Origin of the sequence: Pseudomonas sp. Marseille-P9899, assembly GCF_903166565.1 — a bacterium.
Taxonomy (GTDB): domain Bacteria; phylum Pseudomonadota; class Gammaproteobacteria; order Pseudomonadales; family Pseudomonadaceae; genus Aquipseudomonas; species Aquipseudomonas huaxiensis.
Map to the genome: position 1 here is coordinate 162,844 of NZ_CAESCG010000005.1, position 15,810 is coordinate 178,653.

Genomic DNA, 15,810 nt, shown 5'->3' on the forward strand with positions numbered 1-15,810 from the left:
CGCCGAATTAAAAAGAATAAATATTGATTTATTTAGACCTGAAAGAAATAACGAATTACAGACAAAACAACGCCCGCGCGGCATAAAGCCGGGCGGGCGTTGGTGTATCTCGCGGCGGGTTACAGCAGCGGGATGGAGTAGCTCAGGATCAGGCGGTTTTCGTCCTGGTCCTTGGTGTTGGCGATGTCACTGCGCCAGGTGGCGTTTTTCCACATGATGCCCAGGCCCTTCAGGGAGCCTTCCGGTACCACGTACGCCAGGGTAATGTCGCGTTCCCACTCGGTACGGTCGCCGATGGCGGCCTCAATGTTGTCGCCTTTCAGGTAGGTAACGCCAGCGGTAGCGCCAGCCAGGCCAACCTTGGCGAAGTCGTAGGCGTAGCGAGCCTGCCAGGTACGCTCGCCGGCACGGCCGAACTTCTGGATCTGCGAGTCAGTGATGGTGTAGTTGGACGAGCCATCACCCTGGTTCAGCCAAGGGAAGTCGCTGTCGCCACGGCTCTGCTGATAACCGCCACCGAAGGTGTGACCTGCGACGGTGTACAGGAACAGAGCACTCCACAGATCGTTGTCGACCTTACCTTTGGTGGTGGTGCCACCGTAATAGCCGGTTGTGTAATGGGTCGGATCGTTGCTGTTCGCACCGTCATCAGTGCTGTGGAAGTAACGGAAGTCCGACTTCAGAGTGCCCGGGCCGATTGCCCAGTTGTGTACCGCGCCCAGGAAGTGCTGTTTGTAGAAGTCTTCCAGGTTGCCGTAGTAGTACTGCAGCAGCAGGTCTTTGGTGACCTTGTAGTCGGCACCGGCATAGCGGAACTGATTGCTGAACTGACCGGTACGGGCGTTGTTGGCACCAGCGATGGACAGACCTTCGTTGTTGGTCGAGTTACGACCTTTGACGTGCTCGATCTGGCCGCCGATCAGGGTCAGGTCCTTGATCTCGTTCGAGGTGATCTGGCCACCCTCGAAGGTTTGCGGCAGCAGGCGACCGTCATTGTAGGAAATGACTGGCAGCTTCGGCAGCAGGGTGCCGTAACGCAGTTCGGTCTGGGAAACTTTTACCTTGGCAGCAGCGCCCAGGCTGGAGAAGTCATTGACGGCACGGCCGTCGCCTTCGGTCGGGAAGACCGAGCCGGCGTAAGAAGCGCTGGTCGGATTACCGTGGCGGCCTTTGCCCGAGTCCAGGCGAATGCCCAACAGACCGATCGCATCCACACCAAAGCCTACAGTGCCTTCGGTGAAACCGGAGGTGTAGTCGAGCTGGAAGCCTTGACCCCACTCTTCCTGGTAGTTGGACGTGGTGTTGGTGCCGTGGTTACGGTTGTCGGTGTTGATGTAGAAGTTACGCAGCTTCAACGTAGCTTTGCTGTCTTCAATAAAACCGGCAGCGCCTGCTTGCTGGGCCAGAACCCCAAGGGCCACGGCAAGAGTCAGGGTCGACTTCTTCATAGATGAATTGCTCCTCAGTTTGTTTCTAATTCTTGTGGTTCGTTGGCGGCAGGATCTGATGCCCTGCTAGCCGTCGGTGGGCGATTAGCACCAAAGGGTGACCACCAAGTCAATCGTAACTAGTCGTTTCGCGACTTTGGTCTAATGCGCCGCGCTGGGGTCGAAGGATAATGACAATTTGATAAATCGAAAAAGAATTATTTGTGTTTTTTTAAGATTTTTTCGGAATATCTCACAAAATTTTCACAAAGCATTCATACATAAGCTAATTACCAAAACGTATTTATATAAGCGCTCTTAGATCAATTAGTTTTATGGCTTTCCCCTCCCAGGAACCGGCCACCATGAAGCCCTCGCTCCCGCTCCAATTATTCACCGCCCTCGCCCTCACCGGCTTGACCCTGGTCAGCCACGCCGCCGGGATCACGGTCGGCTACCAGACCGGCATCGACCCCAGCAAAGTCCCCCAGGCGGACGGTGCCTACGAGCAGGCCATCGGCGAGAAAATCGACTGGCGACGCTTCAACAGCGGCCCGGAAGTGGTCACCGCGATCGCCTCGGGCGACGTGCAGATCGGCAACCTCGGTTCCAGCCCGCTGGCAGCGGCGGCGTCGCGCAAGCTGCCGATCGTCGCCTTTATCGTTTCGGCGCAGATCAACGCCGCCGAGGCGCTGGTGGTGCGCAACGGCAGCGGCATCAACAGCCCGCAGGACCTGGTGGGCAAAACCATCGCCACGCCGTTCGTATCCACCTCGCACTACAGCCTGCTCGGCGCGCTGAAGCACTGGAACCTCGATACCCGCCAGGTGAAAGTGGTGAACCTGCAACCCGCGGAAATTGCCGCGGCGTGGAAGCGTGGCGACATCGACGGCGCCTTCGTCTGGTCGCCCGCGCTGGGCGAGATCCGCAAGACCGGCAAGACCCTGACCGACGCCGCCGAAGTGGGTGGCTGGGGCGCGCCGACGTTCGAGGTGTGGGTCGCGCGCAAGGACTTCGCCGAGAAGCATCCGGACGTGGTCGCCAAGTTCGCCAAGGTCACTTTGCAGTCCTTCGCCGACTACACCGCCAACAAGGCGCAGTGGACGCCGGATTCGTTGCCGGTGCAGAAAATCGCCAAGCTGACGGGCGCCAACCCGGCGGACGTGCCTGAGCTGCTGGCCGGCTCCGCGTTCCCCGATGCCCAGGCACAACCGGCGCTGCTGCAAAGCCAGACGCCTGCTGCCATTGCCGAGACGGCGAAATTCCTCAAGGAGCAAGGCAAGGTGGAGACGGTGCTGCCGGATTATTCGCCGTTCGTGAGTGCGAAGTTCGTGCAGTAGCTTCGGTGGCCTCGCACCGGCCTTGCTCAAAATCTGAAAGATTGCTAACTCCCCTGTGGGAGCGGCTTCAGCCGCGAACGGCGGCGAAGCCGTCGTAAAACCTGAATCCCCGCTCAGACTGATACACCTGGGATACCGGTTTTGTGGGCGCTACGCGCCCAATCGCGGCTAAAGCCGCTCCCACAAGGTCCGGCACCCTCGTTCTACAGCCTCCCTTCCTTTGTCTCCTAAGCTAATTCGAAAAAGTTATTTATTTACGATTTCTTAGATCAATTAGTCTTTCACCACTTCCCACCCTATTCCGCCTGACCAGGAGTTCAACATGACCTTCTTCGCCCCACTGCGCCTGTTCTCCGCCCTGGCCCTGGCCGGTGCTGCATTTTTTGTCCAGGCTGCGGACCTTACCGTCGCCTACCAGACCACCGTCGACCCGGCCAAAGTCGCCCAGGTCGATGGCCGTTATGAGCAAGCCAGCAAGGCCAGCATCGACTGGCGCAAATTCGACAACGGCGCTGACGTGATCACCGCCGTAGCCTCCGGCGACGTGCAGATCGGCTACCTCGGTTCCAGCCCGCTGGCCGCCGCCGCTACGCGCAAACTGCCGGTGGAAACCTTTCTGATCGCCACCGAAATCGGCGCCGCTGAAGCCCTGGTCGCCCGCGATGGCGCCGGCATCAATTCGCCGCAGGATCTGGTCGGCAAGAAGATCGCCGTGCCGTTCGTGTCCACCGGTCACTACAGCCTGCTGGCCGCGCTGAAGCAGTGGAACATCGACCCGGCCAAGGTGCAGATCCTCAACCTCGCGCCACCGGCGATCACCGCTGCCTGGAAGCGCGGCGACATCGACGCCACCTACGTCTGGGACCCAGCGCTGGGCGTGGCCAAGGAAAACGGCAAGGTGCTGATCACCTCCGGCGAACTGGCGAAGAAAGGCGCACCGACCTTCGACGCCTGGATCGTGCGCAAGGACTTCGCCGCCAAGCACCCTGAAGTGGTCAAGGCCTTCGCCAAAGTGACCCTCGATGCCTACGCCGATTACCGCAAAGACCCGCAAGCCTGGCTCGCGGACAAGAGCAACGTCGACAAGCTGGTGAAGCTGTCCGGCGCCAAGGCCAGCGACATCCCGGCCCTGCTGCAAGGCAACGTGTTCCCGCTGGCCGCCGACCAGGTTGCCGCCCTCGGCGCGCCGACTACCAAGGCCATCACCGACACCGCCACCTTCCTCAAGGAACAAGGCAAGGTCGAAGCCGTGCTGCCGGATTACTCGCCGTACGTCAGCGCGTCGTTCATCACCAACTGAGTCACGGAGTCGTCATGGCCCTGTTACAACTGGAGCGCATCAGCGCACAGTACCCCGGCGCCGCCGAGCCTGTGCTGTCCGACATCTCACTGAGCCTGGGCCCGCAGCAATTGCTGGTGGCCCTCGGCCCGTCCGGCAGCGGCAAGACCTCGCTGCTCAACCTGATCGCCGGCTTCGTCAGCCCGAGCGCCGGGCGCATCACCCTCGACGGCGTGCCGGTGCAAGGGCCGAGCGCCGAGCGCGGCGTGGTGTTCCAGGATGACGCCCTGTTGCCCTGGCAGGATGTGCTGGCCAACGTCGGCTTCGGCCTGGAATTGGCCGGCGTGTCCCGTGCGAAGCGGGAGCAGAAGGCGCGGGAAATGCTCGCCTTGGTGGACCTCGCCGATTTCGCCGCGCGGCGCATCTGGCAGTTGTCCGGTGGCCAGAAACAGCGCGTCGGCCTGGCCCGCGCGCTGGCCGCCGATCCACGGGTGCTGCTGATGGACGAACCCTTCGGCGCACTCGATGCCTTCACCCGCGAACAGATGCAAGAGCTGCTGTTGCAAGTCTGGCAGCGCACCGCCAAACCGGTATTCCTGATTACCCACGATATCGAAGAAGCGGTGTTCCTCGCCACCGACCTGATCCTGCTGGCGCCCAACCCCGGCCGTGTGGTCGAGCGCCTGCACCTGGACTTCGGCCAACGCTATGCGGCCGGTGAATCGGCCCGCTCGATCAAGTCCGATCCACGCTTTATCGAAACCCGCGAGCACGTGCTGTCGCGAGTCTTCTCTCAACGCAGCGCCGCCGGGCGGCAGGAGTTCGCATGAGCAGTCTGGACCTGCCGGTGACGGCCAAACCTTCCATCGCTTCGCACCCGACCAAGGTGCGGCGCTCCCTGAGCACCCGCTGGATCAGCGGCCTGACCCTCGCCAGTCTGCTGCTGGTGTGGTGGCTGGTGACGGCCGCGGAATGGATCGAGCCGCTGTTCCTGCCCTCACCCGAAGCGGTGGCGGGCAAGGCCTGGCTGCTGCTGACCCAGGGCTACATGGAATCGACCTTGTGGCAGCACCTCGGTGCAAGCCTGAGCCGTATCGGCCTGGCCCTGGGTGCGGCGATTCTCACCGCGATCCCGGTCGGCATCGCCATCGGCAGCAACCGCATCGCCCGCGGCATTCTCGATCCGCTGATCGAGTTCTACCGCCCTATTCCACCGCTGGCGTACCTGCCGCTGATCGTGATCTGGTGCGGCATCGGCGAGCTGTCGAAAGTGCTGCTGATCTACCTCGCGATCTTCGCCCCGATCGCCATTGCCACCGCGACCGGCGTGCGCACCGTCGACCCGGCCAAGCTGCGCGCAGCGCTTTCGCTGGGCGCGAGCAAGGTGCAACTGATTCGCCACGTGATCCTGCCGAGCGCCTTGCCAGACATCCTCACCGGCGTGCGTATCGGCCTCGGTGTCGGCTGGTCGACCCTGGTCGCCGCCGAGCTGATCGCTGCCACCAGCGGCCTGGGTTTCATGGTCCAGTCGGCGGCGCAGTTCCTGGTCACTGACGTCGTCGTGCTGGGCATTCTGGTCATCGCCCTGATCGCCTTCGCCCTGGAAATGGGCCTGCGCGCCCTGCAACGCAAGCTGGTGCCCTGGCACGGCCAGAGCCACTGAATAACCGTATTAGTGAGACAGACATGAGCCTGATCATTACCCCGCTGAGCCCCGCGCTCGGAGCCCAAATCAGTGGCGTTGACCTGAGCCGCGACATCAGCGCCGAAGCACGCGATGCCATCGAGCAAGCGCTGCTGATCCACCAGGTGCTGTTCTTCCGCGAACAGCCGATCAACCCGCAGCAGCAGGCGAATTTCGCCGCGCAGTTCGGCGACCTGCATATTCATCCGATCTACCCCAACGTGCCGGAAACACCGCAGGTGCTGGTGCTCGACACCGCCGTCACCGACGTGCGCGACAACGCCATCTGGCACACCGACGTGACCTTCCTGCCGACCCCGGCACTGGGCGCGGTACTGGCCGCCAAACAGTTGCCGGCCTACGGCGGCGACACGTTGTGGGCCAGCGGTATTGCCGCGTTCGAAGCACTGTCGGCGCCGTTGAAAACCCTGCTGGACGGACTGACCGCGACCCACGACTTCACCAAGTCGTTCCCGCTGGCCCGCTTCGGTTCCACGCCGCAAGACCTGGAACGCTGGGAAGCCACCCGCCGCGCCAACCCGCCGCTGTCCCATCCGGTGATCCGCACGCATCCGGTGAGCGGGCGCAAATCGCTGTTCGTCAGCGACGGCTTTACCACCCGCATCAACGAACTGAGCGAAGCGGAAAGCGAGGCGTTGCTGAAATTCCTGTTCGCCCACGCGACCCGGCCTGAGTTCACCATTCGCTGGCGCTGGCAGGAAAACGACGTGGCGTTCTGGGATAACCGCGTGACCCAGCATTACGCGGTGGATGATTACCGGCCGGCGCGGCGGGTAATGCATCGGGCGACGATCCTGGGGGATGTGCCGTTTTGATGGGTTATCCACAGCCCATGGGCTGTGGATCGATCTGAGTGCTCTGCTGTTGGTGATGGCCTCATCGCCGGCAAGGCCGGCTCCCACAGGTTCTGTGACCAACCTGGTTCCTGTGGGAGAAACCCTGACTCAGGGCAGCGCCTTCCTCACATCCAGTTTCTTCGGCAACAAGCGGTTCTCATAGAACAGATCCGCCGTCGCCTGCTGTGCCTTGATCACCTCATCGGTAATCGGCAGCACCGGCGATGGCGGGCGGTTATCCACATAGTGGGCGACCACCGCTTCGGGCAAGCCCATCGAGTTGCTGAGCACCTTCAGGCTGGCGTCCCGTTCACTGCGGGTCAGGTCTTCGGCAGCGGTGAGCTGGTCCAGCAGGCTGTGGATAAACTCGCCGTTCTGCGCTGCATAGTCCCGCCGCGCGGTGTACACCGGACCGGACAATCCCAGCCCTTCGCCATCCGCCAGTTTGCGGCTGTGCCCTTCGCTCAACGCCAGCGAAACATACGGATCCCACACCGCCCAGGCGTCGACACTGCCGTGCTCGAACGCCGCGCGGGCATCCGCCGGTGTCAGGTACACCGGCTGGATATCCTTGAAGCTCAAACCGGCCTTGTTCAGCGCCCGCAGCACCAGGTTGTGCGAGCTCGAGCCCTTCTGCAGCGCCACTTTGCGGCCTTTGAGGTCGGTCACTTGCTGCAGCGCGCTGTCGCTGCGCACCAGGATCACTTCCGCCGACGGCTTGGCCGGCTCGGCGCCGATGTACACCAGATCGGCGCCCGCCGCCTGGGCGAACAGCGGCGGAATATCACCGGTCGAACCCACGTCCAGGCTGCCGATGTTCAGTGCTTCAAGCATCTGCGGCCCGGCCGGGAATTCGATCCATTGCACCTTGGTTCCGGCGAAGCGTTTCTCCAGCAGGCCATGTTCCTTGGCCAGCACCAACGCGATGGAGCCCTTCTGGTAGCCGATGCGCAGTTCCTGCGGATCGGCGACCGCTGCCGTCGCCAGGCCCAACAGGGCCAGGCCGGCGCTCAGCATTGCAATCGCCTTCATTCGTCACTCCGCCAGCGAGGGTTTTTCCCAGAGGTTGATGCCACCTTCGACGGCATGACGGTCGATCAGCGCCAGCTCTTCGGCACTGAACGTCAGGTTGTTCAGCGCACCGACGTTCTCGATGATCTGCTCAGGCCGGCTGGCACCGATCAACGCCGAGGTCACCCGCGGGTCGCGCAGGGTCCAGGCCAGCGCCAGTTGCGCAAGGCTCTGGCCACGGGCGATAGCGATTTCGTTGAGGGCGCGGACATGGGCCAGGTTGGCCTCGGACAGGTGCGACGGCAGCAGCGAACCACCGCCCTGCTTGTTGACCCGCGCGTCCTGCGGCACACCGTTGAGGTACTTGCCGGTGAGCAGGCCCTGGGCCAGCGGGGTGAAGGCGATCACGCCGGCGCCCAGCTCTTCGGTGACGTCCAGCAGGTCCTTTTCCACCCAGCGGTTGAGCAGGTTGTAGGCCGGCTGGTGGATCAGCAGGGGGACTTTCCACTCTTGCAACAGGCGAGCGATTTCGCGGGTCTTGGCCCCGGAGTAAGACGAGATGCCGACGTACAGCGCCTTGCCCTGCTGCACTGCGGTGGCGAGGGCGCTGGCGGTTTCTTCCAGCGGGGTGTCCGGGTCAAAGCGGTGCGAATAGAAGATATCCACATAGTCCACGCCCAAACGCGACAGGCTCTGGTCGAGGCTGGCGAGGATGTGTTTGCGCGAGCCGCCGCCCTGGCCATACGGGCCGGGCCACATGTCCCAACCGGCCTTGCTGGAGATGATCAGCTCATCGCGGTAGCCCTTGAAGTCTTCACGCAACAGCCGACCGAAATTGATCTCGGCGCTGCCGTAGGGCGGGCCGTAGTTGTTGGCCAGGTCGAAATGGTTGATGCCCAGATCGAAGGCCGTGCGCAACAGCGCGCGCTGATCGCTCAGCGGCGTGCTGTCACCAAAGTTGTGCCACAGGCCCAGCGACAGCGCCGGCAGCACCAGGCCGCTGCGGCCCACGCGACGGTAAGGAATGGAGGTGTTGCGGTTTTCCGCAGCGACGTAGGTCATCGGTGTCTTCCTCAGGAGAAATAGGGGTTGTTCGGCCGGCTCAGGCCGAGGTGCTCGCGCAAGGTGCGCCCTTCGTAATGGGTGCGGAACAGGCCGCGCCGCTGCAGTTCGGGAACCAGGTGCTGGGCGACGTCTTCAAGGCCACCCGGCAGGTGCGGCACCAGCACGTTGAAGCCATCGGCGGCTTCGTTTTCGAACCATTCCTGCAATTGATCGGCGATCTGCGTCGGGGTGCCAATCAGGCTGTGGTGCCCGCGACCGCCGGCAATGCGCCGTCCCAGTTGGGCGAGGTTGAGGTTTTCCCGCACGGCCAGCTCGCTCAGCAGTTGCTGGCGGCTGCGCTGACCGCTGTCGGTGAGCGGCAGCTCGGGCAGCGGGCCGTCCTGTGGATAACCGGACAGGTCGAAGTTGCCGAGCATGCGCCCGAGCAACGCGATGCCGACCTGCGGCTCAACCAATTCCTGAAACGCGGCGAACTTATCCTCGGCTTCAGCCTGGGTCTCGCCGACCACGATAAACGCGCCCGGCATGATCTTCAGCGAATCGCGGCTGCGCCCGTAGGCGACCAGACGACCCTTGAGGTCGGCATAGAACGCCTGCGCTGCGGCCAGCGACGTCTGCGCGGTGAACACCACGTCGGCAGTGCGCGCGGCCAGGTCGAGACCGGCCGGCGACGAACCGGCCTGGACCACCACCGGGCGGCCTTGCGGAGTGCGAGCTACATTCAAAGGGCCCCTGACTTTGAAGTGTTCGCCCTGGTGATTAAGCAATCGTACTGAATCAGGCTTGTAGTACGTACCGGATTTCTTGTCGCGAACGAAGGCATCGTCGGCCCAACTGTCCCACAGCCCGACAACCACTTCATGGAACTCTTTGGCGCGAACGTACCGATCTGCGTGGCCAACGTGCTCGTCACGGCCAAAATTCAGCGCTTCGGCAGCTGCGTCGGATGTCACCAGATTCCAGCCTGCGCGCCCTCCAGACAGATGATCCAGCGAAGCAAATTTCCGTGCCACATGGTATGGCTCGTTGTACGTTGTAGTCGCTGTGGCCACCAATCCGATGCGTTCCGTGACCCCGCTCAAAGCGGATAGCAATGTCAAGGGTTCGAAGTGGTCGGAGCGTGCCATTCGGCTAGCAATTTCACCTTCGGCGGCGGCAACGCTGTCAGCGACGAAAATCGCATCGAAGCAGGCGCCTTCCGCAACCTTGGCCAGGTGCCGGTAGTGCTGGATATCCAGTCCGGCATCTGCCGGAACATCGGGGTGACGCCAGGCAGCTACGTGATGCCCTGTTGCCATCAAAAAGGCGCCCAGACTCATTTGCCGTGGGGTTGTGCTCATGTCAGAAGTCCTTGCGAAGCTGGATGCCGAAGTAACGTTCGTCATCGCGCGGGACTGCGCGGTAGACGTAGTTGCCCCCGGTGGCCAGGAGAGGTGAGTAGGATTTGTCCGCAAGGTTTTTGGCCAGCAGCGCCACACGCCAGCCTTCGTTGTAATCGGCCAGGGCGACGCTGGCATTCCAGATGCCGTAAGCGCCCTGAACCGTGTCGGCGTTTTGGGAAATGTCGTACTGCACTTTGCTCTGCCAACTGAAGTCGGTGCCCAGTTCGATATCCAGGCCGTTGTCCAGCGGGATGCTGTAGTCGGCGCGCACGTAGCTCTTCCAGTCCGGGCTGTAAGGCAGTGGCTTGCCGTTGACGTTGCACGACGCGGCGGCGCCCGCCGGGCAGGCGAATTCGTCGATCCGCGCCTTGGTGTAGGCCACGGCACCGGAGAATTTCAGTTGCGAGGTGGCCTGCAGGGCGAAGTCCAGTTCCACGCCTTCGCTGGTGACGCTGCCGGCGTTGATCAGGCGGGTCACCACTTGCCCGGCGACGCTGTCGAAGAAGTTCGCCTGGTAGTTTTCGTACTCGGTATGGAACACCGCGAGGTTGGTGGTCAGGCGGCTGTTCCACAAGCTGGCCTTGAGGCCGGCTTCCCAACTGTTGGAGGTCTCCGGCTTGAGCGCGTCGGTGTCACGCGGCTGCATGTTGAAGAACACGTTGTAGGCCGGGCCCTTGTAGCCGCGGGAGTAGGTCAGGTAGCTGGTGATGTCGTCGGTCAGGTCGTATTGCAGACCCAGGCGGCCGGACCAGCCGTCCTCGTCCACCGAACCGGAACTGCGGGTGCCGGGCTGGATGCCGTTGACCGCCACGGTCGAGGTGGAAACGCGGCGGTGGTCGTATTCGAGGTCGTCGTGGGTCCAGCGCAGGCCGGCAATACCGCGCAGTTTCGAGGTGAAGTTGAGGGTGCTTTCGCCAAACACCGCGTAGCTGTCGTTGGTGGTGCTGTAGTCGGCGATGCCCTGCTGGGTGACGGTGGTGGTCTTCAGGGTGCGGCGGTAGGTCTCTTCGTCCTTGCCGTGCATGTAGAACAGGCCGCCGACGTATTCGAGGAACTCACCTTTCGGCGAGGCCAGGCGCAGCTCCTGGGAGTATTGGTCGTAGGCCAGTTCGCCCTTGTCTTCGATACCGGGGAAGGCCGCGCTGATGGTCGAAAGGCGGTCGCCGTCCTGCCACTGGGTGTTGTCCCAGCCGCGCCAGGCGGTGATCGATGTCAGGGTGTAATCGCCGAGGTTCCAGTCGAGCTGGGCGGACAGGCCCTTGTTGATGTCTTCGACGTGGCTGCGGTAGTCGCTGACGATATCGCGGTTGTCGCTGTCGGCGCGCACCGGCGCCAGGGCATTGGAGAACGCCGGCAGCAGCGACTTGCTGACTACGCCGTTGGGCGCATCGTCATGGGATTGCAGGTAGTCGGCGGCGAGGGTCAGGCTGAGGTCGTCGCTGGGGGTGAACACCAGCTTGCCGCGCACGCCCTTGCGGTTGTAGCCGTTGACTTCCTGGCCGTTGGCCTTGTTGTCGACGTTGCCGTCGTAACTGCCGAACAGCGTGGTGATCGAGCCCTTGAGGGTGTCCGGGATCAGCGCGCCGCCGATGCCGAAACGAGTGCGGCTTTCGTTGCCGCTGAAGTACGACTGCTCGACGAAGCCATGGGTTTCTTCGGTCGGTGTGCGGGTGGTGATGTTCAGCACGCCGGCCGAGGCGTTCTTGCCGAACAGCGTGCCCTGCGGACCGCGCAGCACTTCCAGGCGCTCGATATCCAGCAGGTCGAGGGTGGACTGGCCGGGACGGCCGAAGACCACGCCGTCGATCACCGTCGCCACCGTCGGCTCGACGCCCGGCGAGGTGGAAATGGTGCCCACGCCGCGAATGAACAGCGAGGTGTCCTTGTTCGACGCGCCGGTGCGGAAATTCAGGCTCGGCACCTGCTGCACGATGCTCGCCACGCTGTTGCGGTTTTCCCGCTCCAGTTGCTCGCCATCCACCACCGAAACCGCCACCGGCACCTTCTGCAGCGAGGCTTCGCGGCGAGTAGCGGTGACCGTCACGGCCTTGAGGGTCGGACTGTCGTTCTGCACGGCAGGCGCCGTATCGGCGGCCATGGCAGGCGCGAACGGCAAGGCGCTCAGCGCGACCAGCCCGAGGCTCAGGCGTTGACGACGGATGGCCTGGGCCAACGGGGAAGTTGCGGGTACGAATGCGGCGAGGCTTTGCATGATTTGCTACTCGAAGAATGCCCTGTCCACCGCGATTACTGACCGCGGCGCCCTGATGAAACGTCAGCGCGGGGTCCTTGGGCATTCGCTCGTGCGAGTAGCAGACAAACCACTTTGTTAGCGCTAACATCGCCAGTATCATCGGGCGTCGAATAGATCGTCCAATAATGAAAAATTACTTTTATATGCCTTCTGGTTTTTAAGGACTGACGCAGTGAGTGATGAAAAAGCCCCCGTCCGCAAACGTCGCGGCGCCGGCCGCGTGACCCTGCAGGCGGTGGCCCGGGCCGCTGGCGTCTCGGCGATCACCGTGTCGCGCTACTTCAACCAGCCGGAATCGGTTTCCCCGGAACGCCGCGAGCGCATCGCCGAAGTGGTCGCGGAACTGGGTTACGTGCCCAACCTCGTGGCCGGCGGATTGGCCTCGGCGCGGGGTCGCATCGTCGGCATGGTCATCCCCAACATCTCCGGGCCGATCTTCGCCGACACCATCCAGGGCTTCAGCGACACCCTCAGCCGCCACGGCTACCAACTGCTGCTGGCCTCCAGCTACTTCTCCACCGAACAGGAAGAAAACGCCGTGCGCGCGTTCCTCGGCTGGTCGCCGGCGGCACTGGTGCTGACCAGCCACTTCCACAGCCCGGCCACGGAAAAGATGCTCGCCGAGGCCGATATCCCGCTGGTGGAAACCTGGGACTACCGCCCGGAGCGAACGCCGATCCAGATCGGTTTTTCCCACCATGAAGTCGGCGTCGTCGCCACCCGCTACCTGCACGACAAGGGCTACCGGCGCATCGCCTTTGTGCAGAACAGCGCGGCCGGCGACTTCAGCGCGCTGGAACGGCGTGACGGCTATATCGAAACGTTTAAAAGCCTGGGTGGCGAGCCACGAGTATTCGCACCGGACACGGGCCTGGCGCCGTTCGAGGCGGGCAAACAGGCGATGCTGTCACTGATGGACGCCGAGCAACGCCCCGACGCGATCATCTTTGCCAACGACAACCTCGCTGCCGGCGCGTTACTGGCGGGGCAGCGCGCGGGGCTGAAGATCCCGCAAGACTGCGCAGTGATGGGGTTTGGTGATTACCCGTTCGCCGCCATGCTGATGCCGGGGCTGACCACGGTGAAGCCGCCGGCGTTGCAGATGGGGGTGTTGGCGGCGGAGCGGGTGTTGCAGCAGTTGGGGGTGATCGAGGGGGAGGCGGAGCAGTTGAACTTGTTGGAGTGTTTGGTGATTGGGCGGGAGAGTGCTTGAGGGAGTGCCATTAGTCCCTGTTGTGTTTGGATAAGGTCGCATACCCCATTGCAATCGCATGAACACCTGAAGCGACAATGGCAGACCACTCTACAAACTTATATCCGTCGAGCCATCTGTCCATACACCCCCAAAACAACAAGCACCCGGACTCAGCAACTCTTGTATAGATACAAAAAAATACGATATTCACAAAAATAGCAATAACGTATTTTCACACGGCATAGCCAAAGCTCTCGCAATATCGTTTAAGCCAATGAGCCAGTGCCAGGCTGCTGAGAACAAGTAGCAAAAAGGGAATATAGATCATCGTCTAGAGTCCAGTGCGCCGATAGCAGCGCTGATATGAGTCATTGTCAGAAAAAAAGCAATCCACGTCTTCCCACCACTGACGTCACCTGGACAACGATCAATTTTCATGCAAGCCAATTCATAAACATCCATATAGTAATACCCAGCCGCCAGATTCATAACAGCAAAAAACACATATCTTCCATTGCTTTTCCAGGCACTGAAATAATAGTCCCTGAGAATTCTGACACTGACCAGACCCAAGAAGGCAAAGGTCACCATAGAAAAATAACTCAAATCTTTATTCCTGATTCGATGCAAGACAAATTACTTTGACTTTCCGAAACCTCACCGAGGTCTAAATTTAGGAATCCTTTGAATAGGATGAGCAAAGTCATGTAATCGGAAACAGGCAAAAGACCCCCATGCTATAACTGGATATTCACTTTCAAGATTCGCCGCTCCCAAAGTCAGAATTTCGGCCTTTTCCGAACAACCCACCTTGGCTCACGCTCCACCGGAAAAGCGAAGCAATGAAGAAAAACGCAGGCAAACGCAAACCAGCTTAGAACTGGATAATCAAAATGCAGATTTGGGAAACACCCGAGAAACCTAATGCATCTACTCGCTATTATTTCCAGGTGAAAAACCCCAAAAGGAAAATTGCAGACCACACAGAGTAAAAAATACCTCCCCGTAAAATTTTTTCCAGAAAACCTTCGCCGAAACCAGTAAGACACAAAGAGGACCAGAGACGAGGAAAAAATAAATGCCACCGTAATCACTTCTCAACCGCCTCCATAATCTGAATAGAGGTGAGCCAGGCTATATAAGCTTCAAATATAAGCGCCCCACTGCCCATCAATTTGTAGGCCGGAACATGGTCAGCTTTCATTCTGTAAAAAAGCGTCCACGAGCCTGGCTTAAGAACAGGACGTACAAGCCCATAACCAGCTAACCCCATATCTGCCAGCCAATAGGCAACGCTACCTTGGCTCTTAGTGCCTCCGACAGCGACTGCAGCGTTCTGATACATACCTCTAACAGGCCCGACCACATCAGACCTGCCGGTCCAGAGATTGGCACCGTTTTCGTACATGTTATTACTGCCATGAGCAATCATTGGCAAGCCGGCAACCCCACATGCAACCCCGACTGATGCGTAACAAATCCCTACACCGGTCGCAACTACAACGCCGCCAGAAATTAAACCGGCTACTTGCTTACCAATCTCCTGCGCGCTCTTCTGGATATGTTTATGTTCAGCCTGAATTCTGAGCAAGCCTTCATCTGCTATTAACCTCCCATTCCTCACATCCACCAAAATCTGCCGCACGTAATACGCCATCGTCCGATTGAACCGCCCCCGCAACACCCCATCCTTGATATGCCGGGAGCTGACAATGCAGGCGTACCGCGTCAGGTTCGCCGCACTTTGATGAAGCTCCGAGAGCTGGTTATCCAGCCGATAGGGCGAGGGGCGGGTACTCATTCGTTCATGCCCCAGTAGGCGTCACCACGGGTGCTGGCGGCGTGGTTAATCCAGGTGATGCTGTTGTAGCGCAGCACCACCTGCTCGGTGGGCTCGGCATCGTTGAACATGAGCACGTCAGGAATATCGAGGGTGAGGCCGACGATCCGCGCGCCTCTGAGTTCAATGGTGAAGTACTTTTGCTGGGTCGCGTCGGCGGTGCGATAGATATCGATCTCGCAGGACACTTCTTCCCGATCAGCCAATGCCTGCGCCAGCAGCGGGCTGGATTTGTCGAGGAGCTTGTGGAGGACGAGGGGATTGTGAACAGCGTCGGAGAGGTTGCTGACACTGGTCATCGCGTGATTCAGCGCCAGTATGAGGATCTGGTCGGTGTGCCCGGTCTGGCACTTGTTGCCGATGGAGGCCTGGGTGGAACACCCGGCAGAAATCAGCCCCATCTTCTTGCCGGTGATACGCAAGTAGCTGTGATTGGCCATGCTCGAACTCCTTGTAGGTTGGAGTTCGCAGCCTAG

Annotated in this window: 14 protein-coding genes; 6 read left to right on the forward strand and 8 right to left on the reverse strand. The window is 61.0% G+C overall.

The annotated features are described in order from the left end of the window. Positions 1 to 119: 119 nt before the first annotated feature. Entirely contained in the window at positions 120 to 1,448 is a 1,329-nt protein-coding gene (locus tag HWV67_RS23135; protein WP_175652938.1) for an OprD family porin, read from the reverse strand. Between the two features lie 344 nt (positions 1,449 to 1,792). On the opposite strand from HWV67_RS23135, the gene tauA (HWV67_RS23140) reads away from it, so the two are divergent. From tauA (HWV67_RS23140) to tauD, 5 genes are all read left to right on the forward strand, one after another. After that, on the forward strand, positions 1,793 to 2,767 hold the full coding sequence (tauA, locus tag HWV67_RS23140) for a taurine ABC transporter substrate-binding protein (protein ID WP_175652939.1): 975 nt from the start codon (positions 1,793 to 1,795) through the stop codon (positions 2,765 to 2,767). A 322-nt stretch (positions 2,768 to 3,089) separates the two neighbouring features. Beyond that, positions 3,090 to 4,067, forward strand: a complete 978-nt coding sequence (tauA, locus tag HWV67_RS23145; RefSeq protein ID WP_175652940.1) for a taurine ABC transporter substrate-binding protein — start codon at positions 3,090 to 3,092, stop codon at positions 4,065 to 4,067. Positions 4,068 to 4,081: 14 nt separating this feature from the next. Continuing rightward, positions 4,082 to 4,876 carry a taurine ABC transporter ATP-binding subunit gene (gene tauB / locus HWV67_RS23150; protein ID WP_110971650.1) on the forward strand — a complete coding sequence of 265 codons (795 nt, stop codon included), beginning with the start codon at positions 4,082 to 4,084 and terminating at the stop codon, positions 4,874 to 4,876. Then, the gene (gene tauC / locus HWV67_RS23155) at positions 4,873 to 5,709 is read left to right on the forward strand and encodes a taurine ABC transporter permease TauC (RefSeq protein ID WP_175652941.1); all 837 of its coding nucleotides are present in this window, start codon (positions 4,873 to 4,875) and stop codon (positions 5,707 to 5,709) included. Before tauB ends, tauC begins: the two co-directional genes overlap by 4 nt. Positions 5,710 to 5,732: 23 nt before the next feature. Then, the gene (gene tauD / locus HWV67_RS23160) at positions 5,733 to 6,566 is read left to right on the forward strand and encodes a taurine dioxygenase (protein WP_110971652.1); all 834 of its coding nucleotides are present in this window, start codon (positions 5,733 to 5,735) and stop codon (positions 6,564 to 6,566) included. A gap of 129 nt (positions 6,567 to 6,695) precedes the next feature. Here tauD and HWV67_RS23165 read toward each other — a convergent pair whose 3' ends face one another. The 4 genes from HWV67_RS23165 to HWV67_RS23180 are packed head-to-tail and all read right to left on the reverse strand — an operon-like array spanning position 6,696 to position 12,257. Next, positions 6,696 to 7,619: a sulfonate ABC transporter substrate-binding protein gene (locus HWV67_RS23165; protein WP_175652942.1), complete on the reverse strand. Its 924-nt coding sequence runs from the start codon at positions 7,617 to 7,619 to the stop codon at positions 6,696 to 6,698. 3 nt (positions 7,620 to 7,622) lie between these two features. Next, positions 7,623 to 8,660, reverse strand: coding sequence for an L-glyceraldehyde 3-phosphate reductase (gene mgrA / locus HWV67_RS23170; protein WP_175652943.1), 1,038 nt, complete (start codon positions 8,658 to 8,660; stop codon positions 7,623 to 7,625). A gap of 11 nt (positions 8,661 to 8,671) precedes the next feature. Next, positions 8,672 to 10,003: an LLM class flavin-dependent oxidoreductase gene (locus tag HWV67_RS23175; protein WP_175652944.1), complete on the reverse strand. Its 1,332-nt coding sequence runs from the start codon at positions 10,001 to 10,003 to the stop codon at positions 8,672 to 8,674. Between the two features lies 1 nt (position 10,004). Continuing rightward, complete coding sequence (locus tag HWV67_RS23180; protein WP_175652945.1) at positions 10,005 to 12,257, reverse strand: TonB-dependent receptor; 2,253 nt, start codon at positions 12,255 to 12,257, stop codon at positions 10,005 to 10,007. Between the two features lie 214 nt (positions 12,258 to 12,471). Between HWV67_RS23180 and HWV67_RS23185 the strand changes: the two genes are divergently transcribed. Next, complete coding sequence (locus tag HWV67_RS23185) at positions 12,472 to 13,512, forward strand: LacI family DNA-binding transcriptional regulator (protein WP_175652946.1); 1,041 nt, start codon at positions 12,472 to 12,474, stop codon at positions 13,510 to 13,512. Positions 13,513 to 13,818: 306 nt separating this feature from the next. Here HWV67_RS23185 and HWV67_RS23190 read toward each other — a convergent pair whose 3' ends face one another. From HWV67_RS23190 to HWV67_RS23200, 3 genes are all read right to left on the reverse strand, one after another. After that, positions 13,819 to 14,100 (reverse strand): hypothetical protein, encoded by a 282-nt coding sequence (locus HWV67_RS23190; protein ID WP_175652947.1) that lies wholly within the window; start codon positions 14,098 to 14,100, stop codon positions 13,819 to 13,821. 484 nt (positions 14,101 to 14,584) lie between these two features. Then, positions 14,585 to 15,295, reverse strand: coding sequence for a DUF4225 domain-containing protein (locus tag HWV67_RS23195; protein ID WP_175652948.1), 711 nt, complete (start codon positions 15,293 to 15,295; stop codon positions 14,585 to 14,587). After that, the gene (locus HWV67_RS23200; RefSeq protein WP_175652949.1) at positions 15,292 to 15,774 is read right to left on the reverse strand and encodes an Hcp family type VI secretion system effector; all 483 of its coding nucleotides are present in this window, start codon (positions 15,772 to 15,774) and stop codon (positions 15,292 to 15,294) included. Before HWV67_RS23200 ends, HWV67_RS23195 begins: the two co-directional genes overlap by 4 nt. Positions 15,775 to 15,810 lie beyond the last annotated feature (36 nt).

Bases quoted from the DNA above. Each gene is read 5' to 3' on its own strand.
- HWV67_RS23135 (WP_175652938.1), bottom strand. From the start codon at position 1,448: ATGAAGAAGTCGACCCTGACTCTTGCCGTGGCCCTTGGGGTTCTGGCC.
- tauA (WP_175652939.1), top strand. From the start codon at position 1,793: ATGAAGCCCTCGCTCCCGCTCCAATTATTCACCGCCCTCGCCCTCACC.
- tauA (WP_175652940.1), top strand. From the start codon at position 3,090: ATGACCTTCTTCGCCCCACTGCGCCTGTTCTCCGCCCTGGCCCTGGCC.
- tauB (WP_110971650.1), top strand. From the start codon at position 4,082: ATGGCCCTGTTACAACTGGAGCGCATCAGCGCACAGTACCCCGGCGCC.
- tauC (WP_175652941.1), top strand. From the start codon at position 4,873: ATGAGCAGTCTGGACCTGCCGGTGACGGCCAAACCTTCCATCGCTTCG.
- tauD (WP_110971652.1), top strand. From the start codon at position 5,733: ATGAGCCTGATCATTACCCCGCTGAGCCCCGCGCTCGGAGCCCAAATC.
- HWV67_RS23165 (WP_175652942.1), bottom strand. From the start codon at position 7,619: ATGAAGGCGATTGCAATGCTGAGCGCCGGCCTGGCCCTGTTGGGCCTG.
- mgrA (WP_175652943.1), bottom strand. From the start codon at position 8,660: ATGACCTACGTCGCTGCGGAAAACCGCAACACCTCCATTCCTTACCGT.
- HWV67_RS23175 (WP_175652944.1), bottom strand. From the start codon at position 10,003: ATGAGCACAACCCCACGGCAAATGAGTCTGGGCGCCTTTTTGATGGCA.
- HWV67_RS23180 (WP_175652945.1), bottom strand. From the start codon at position 12,257: ATGCAAAGCCTCGCCGCATTCGTACCCGCAACTTCCCCGTTGGCCCAG.
- HWV67_RS23195 (WP_175652948.1), bottom strand. From the start codon at position 15,295: ATGAGTACCCGCCCCTCGCCCTATCGGCTGGATAACCAGCTCTCGGAG.
- HWV67_RS23200 (WP_175652949.1), bottom strand. From the start codon at position 15,774: ATGGCCAATCACAGCTACTTGCGTATCACCGGCAAGAAGATGGGGCTG.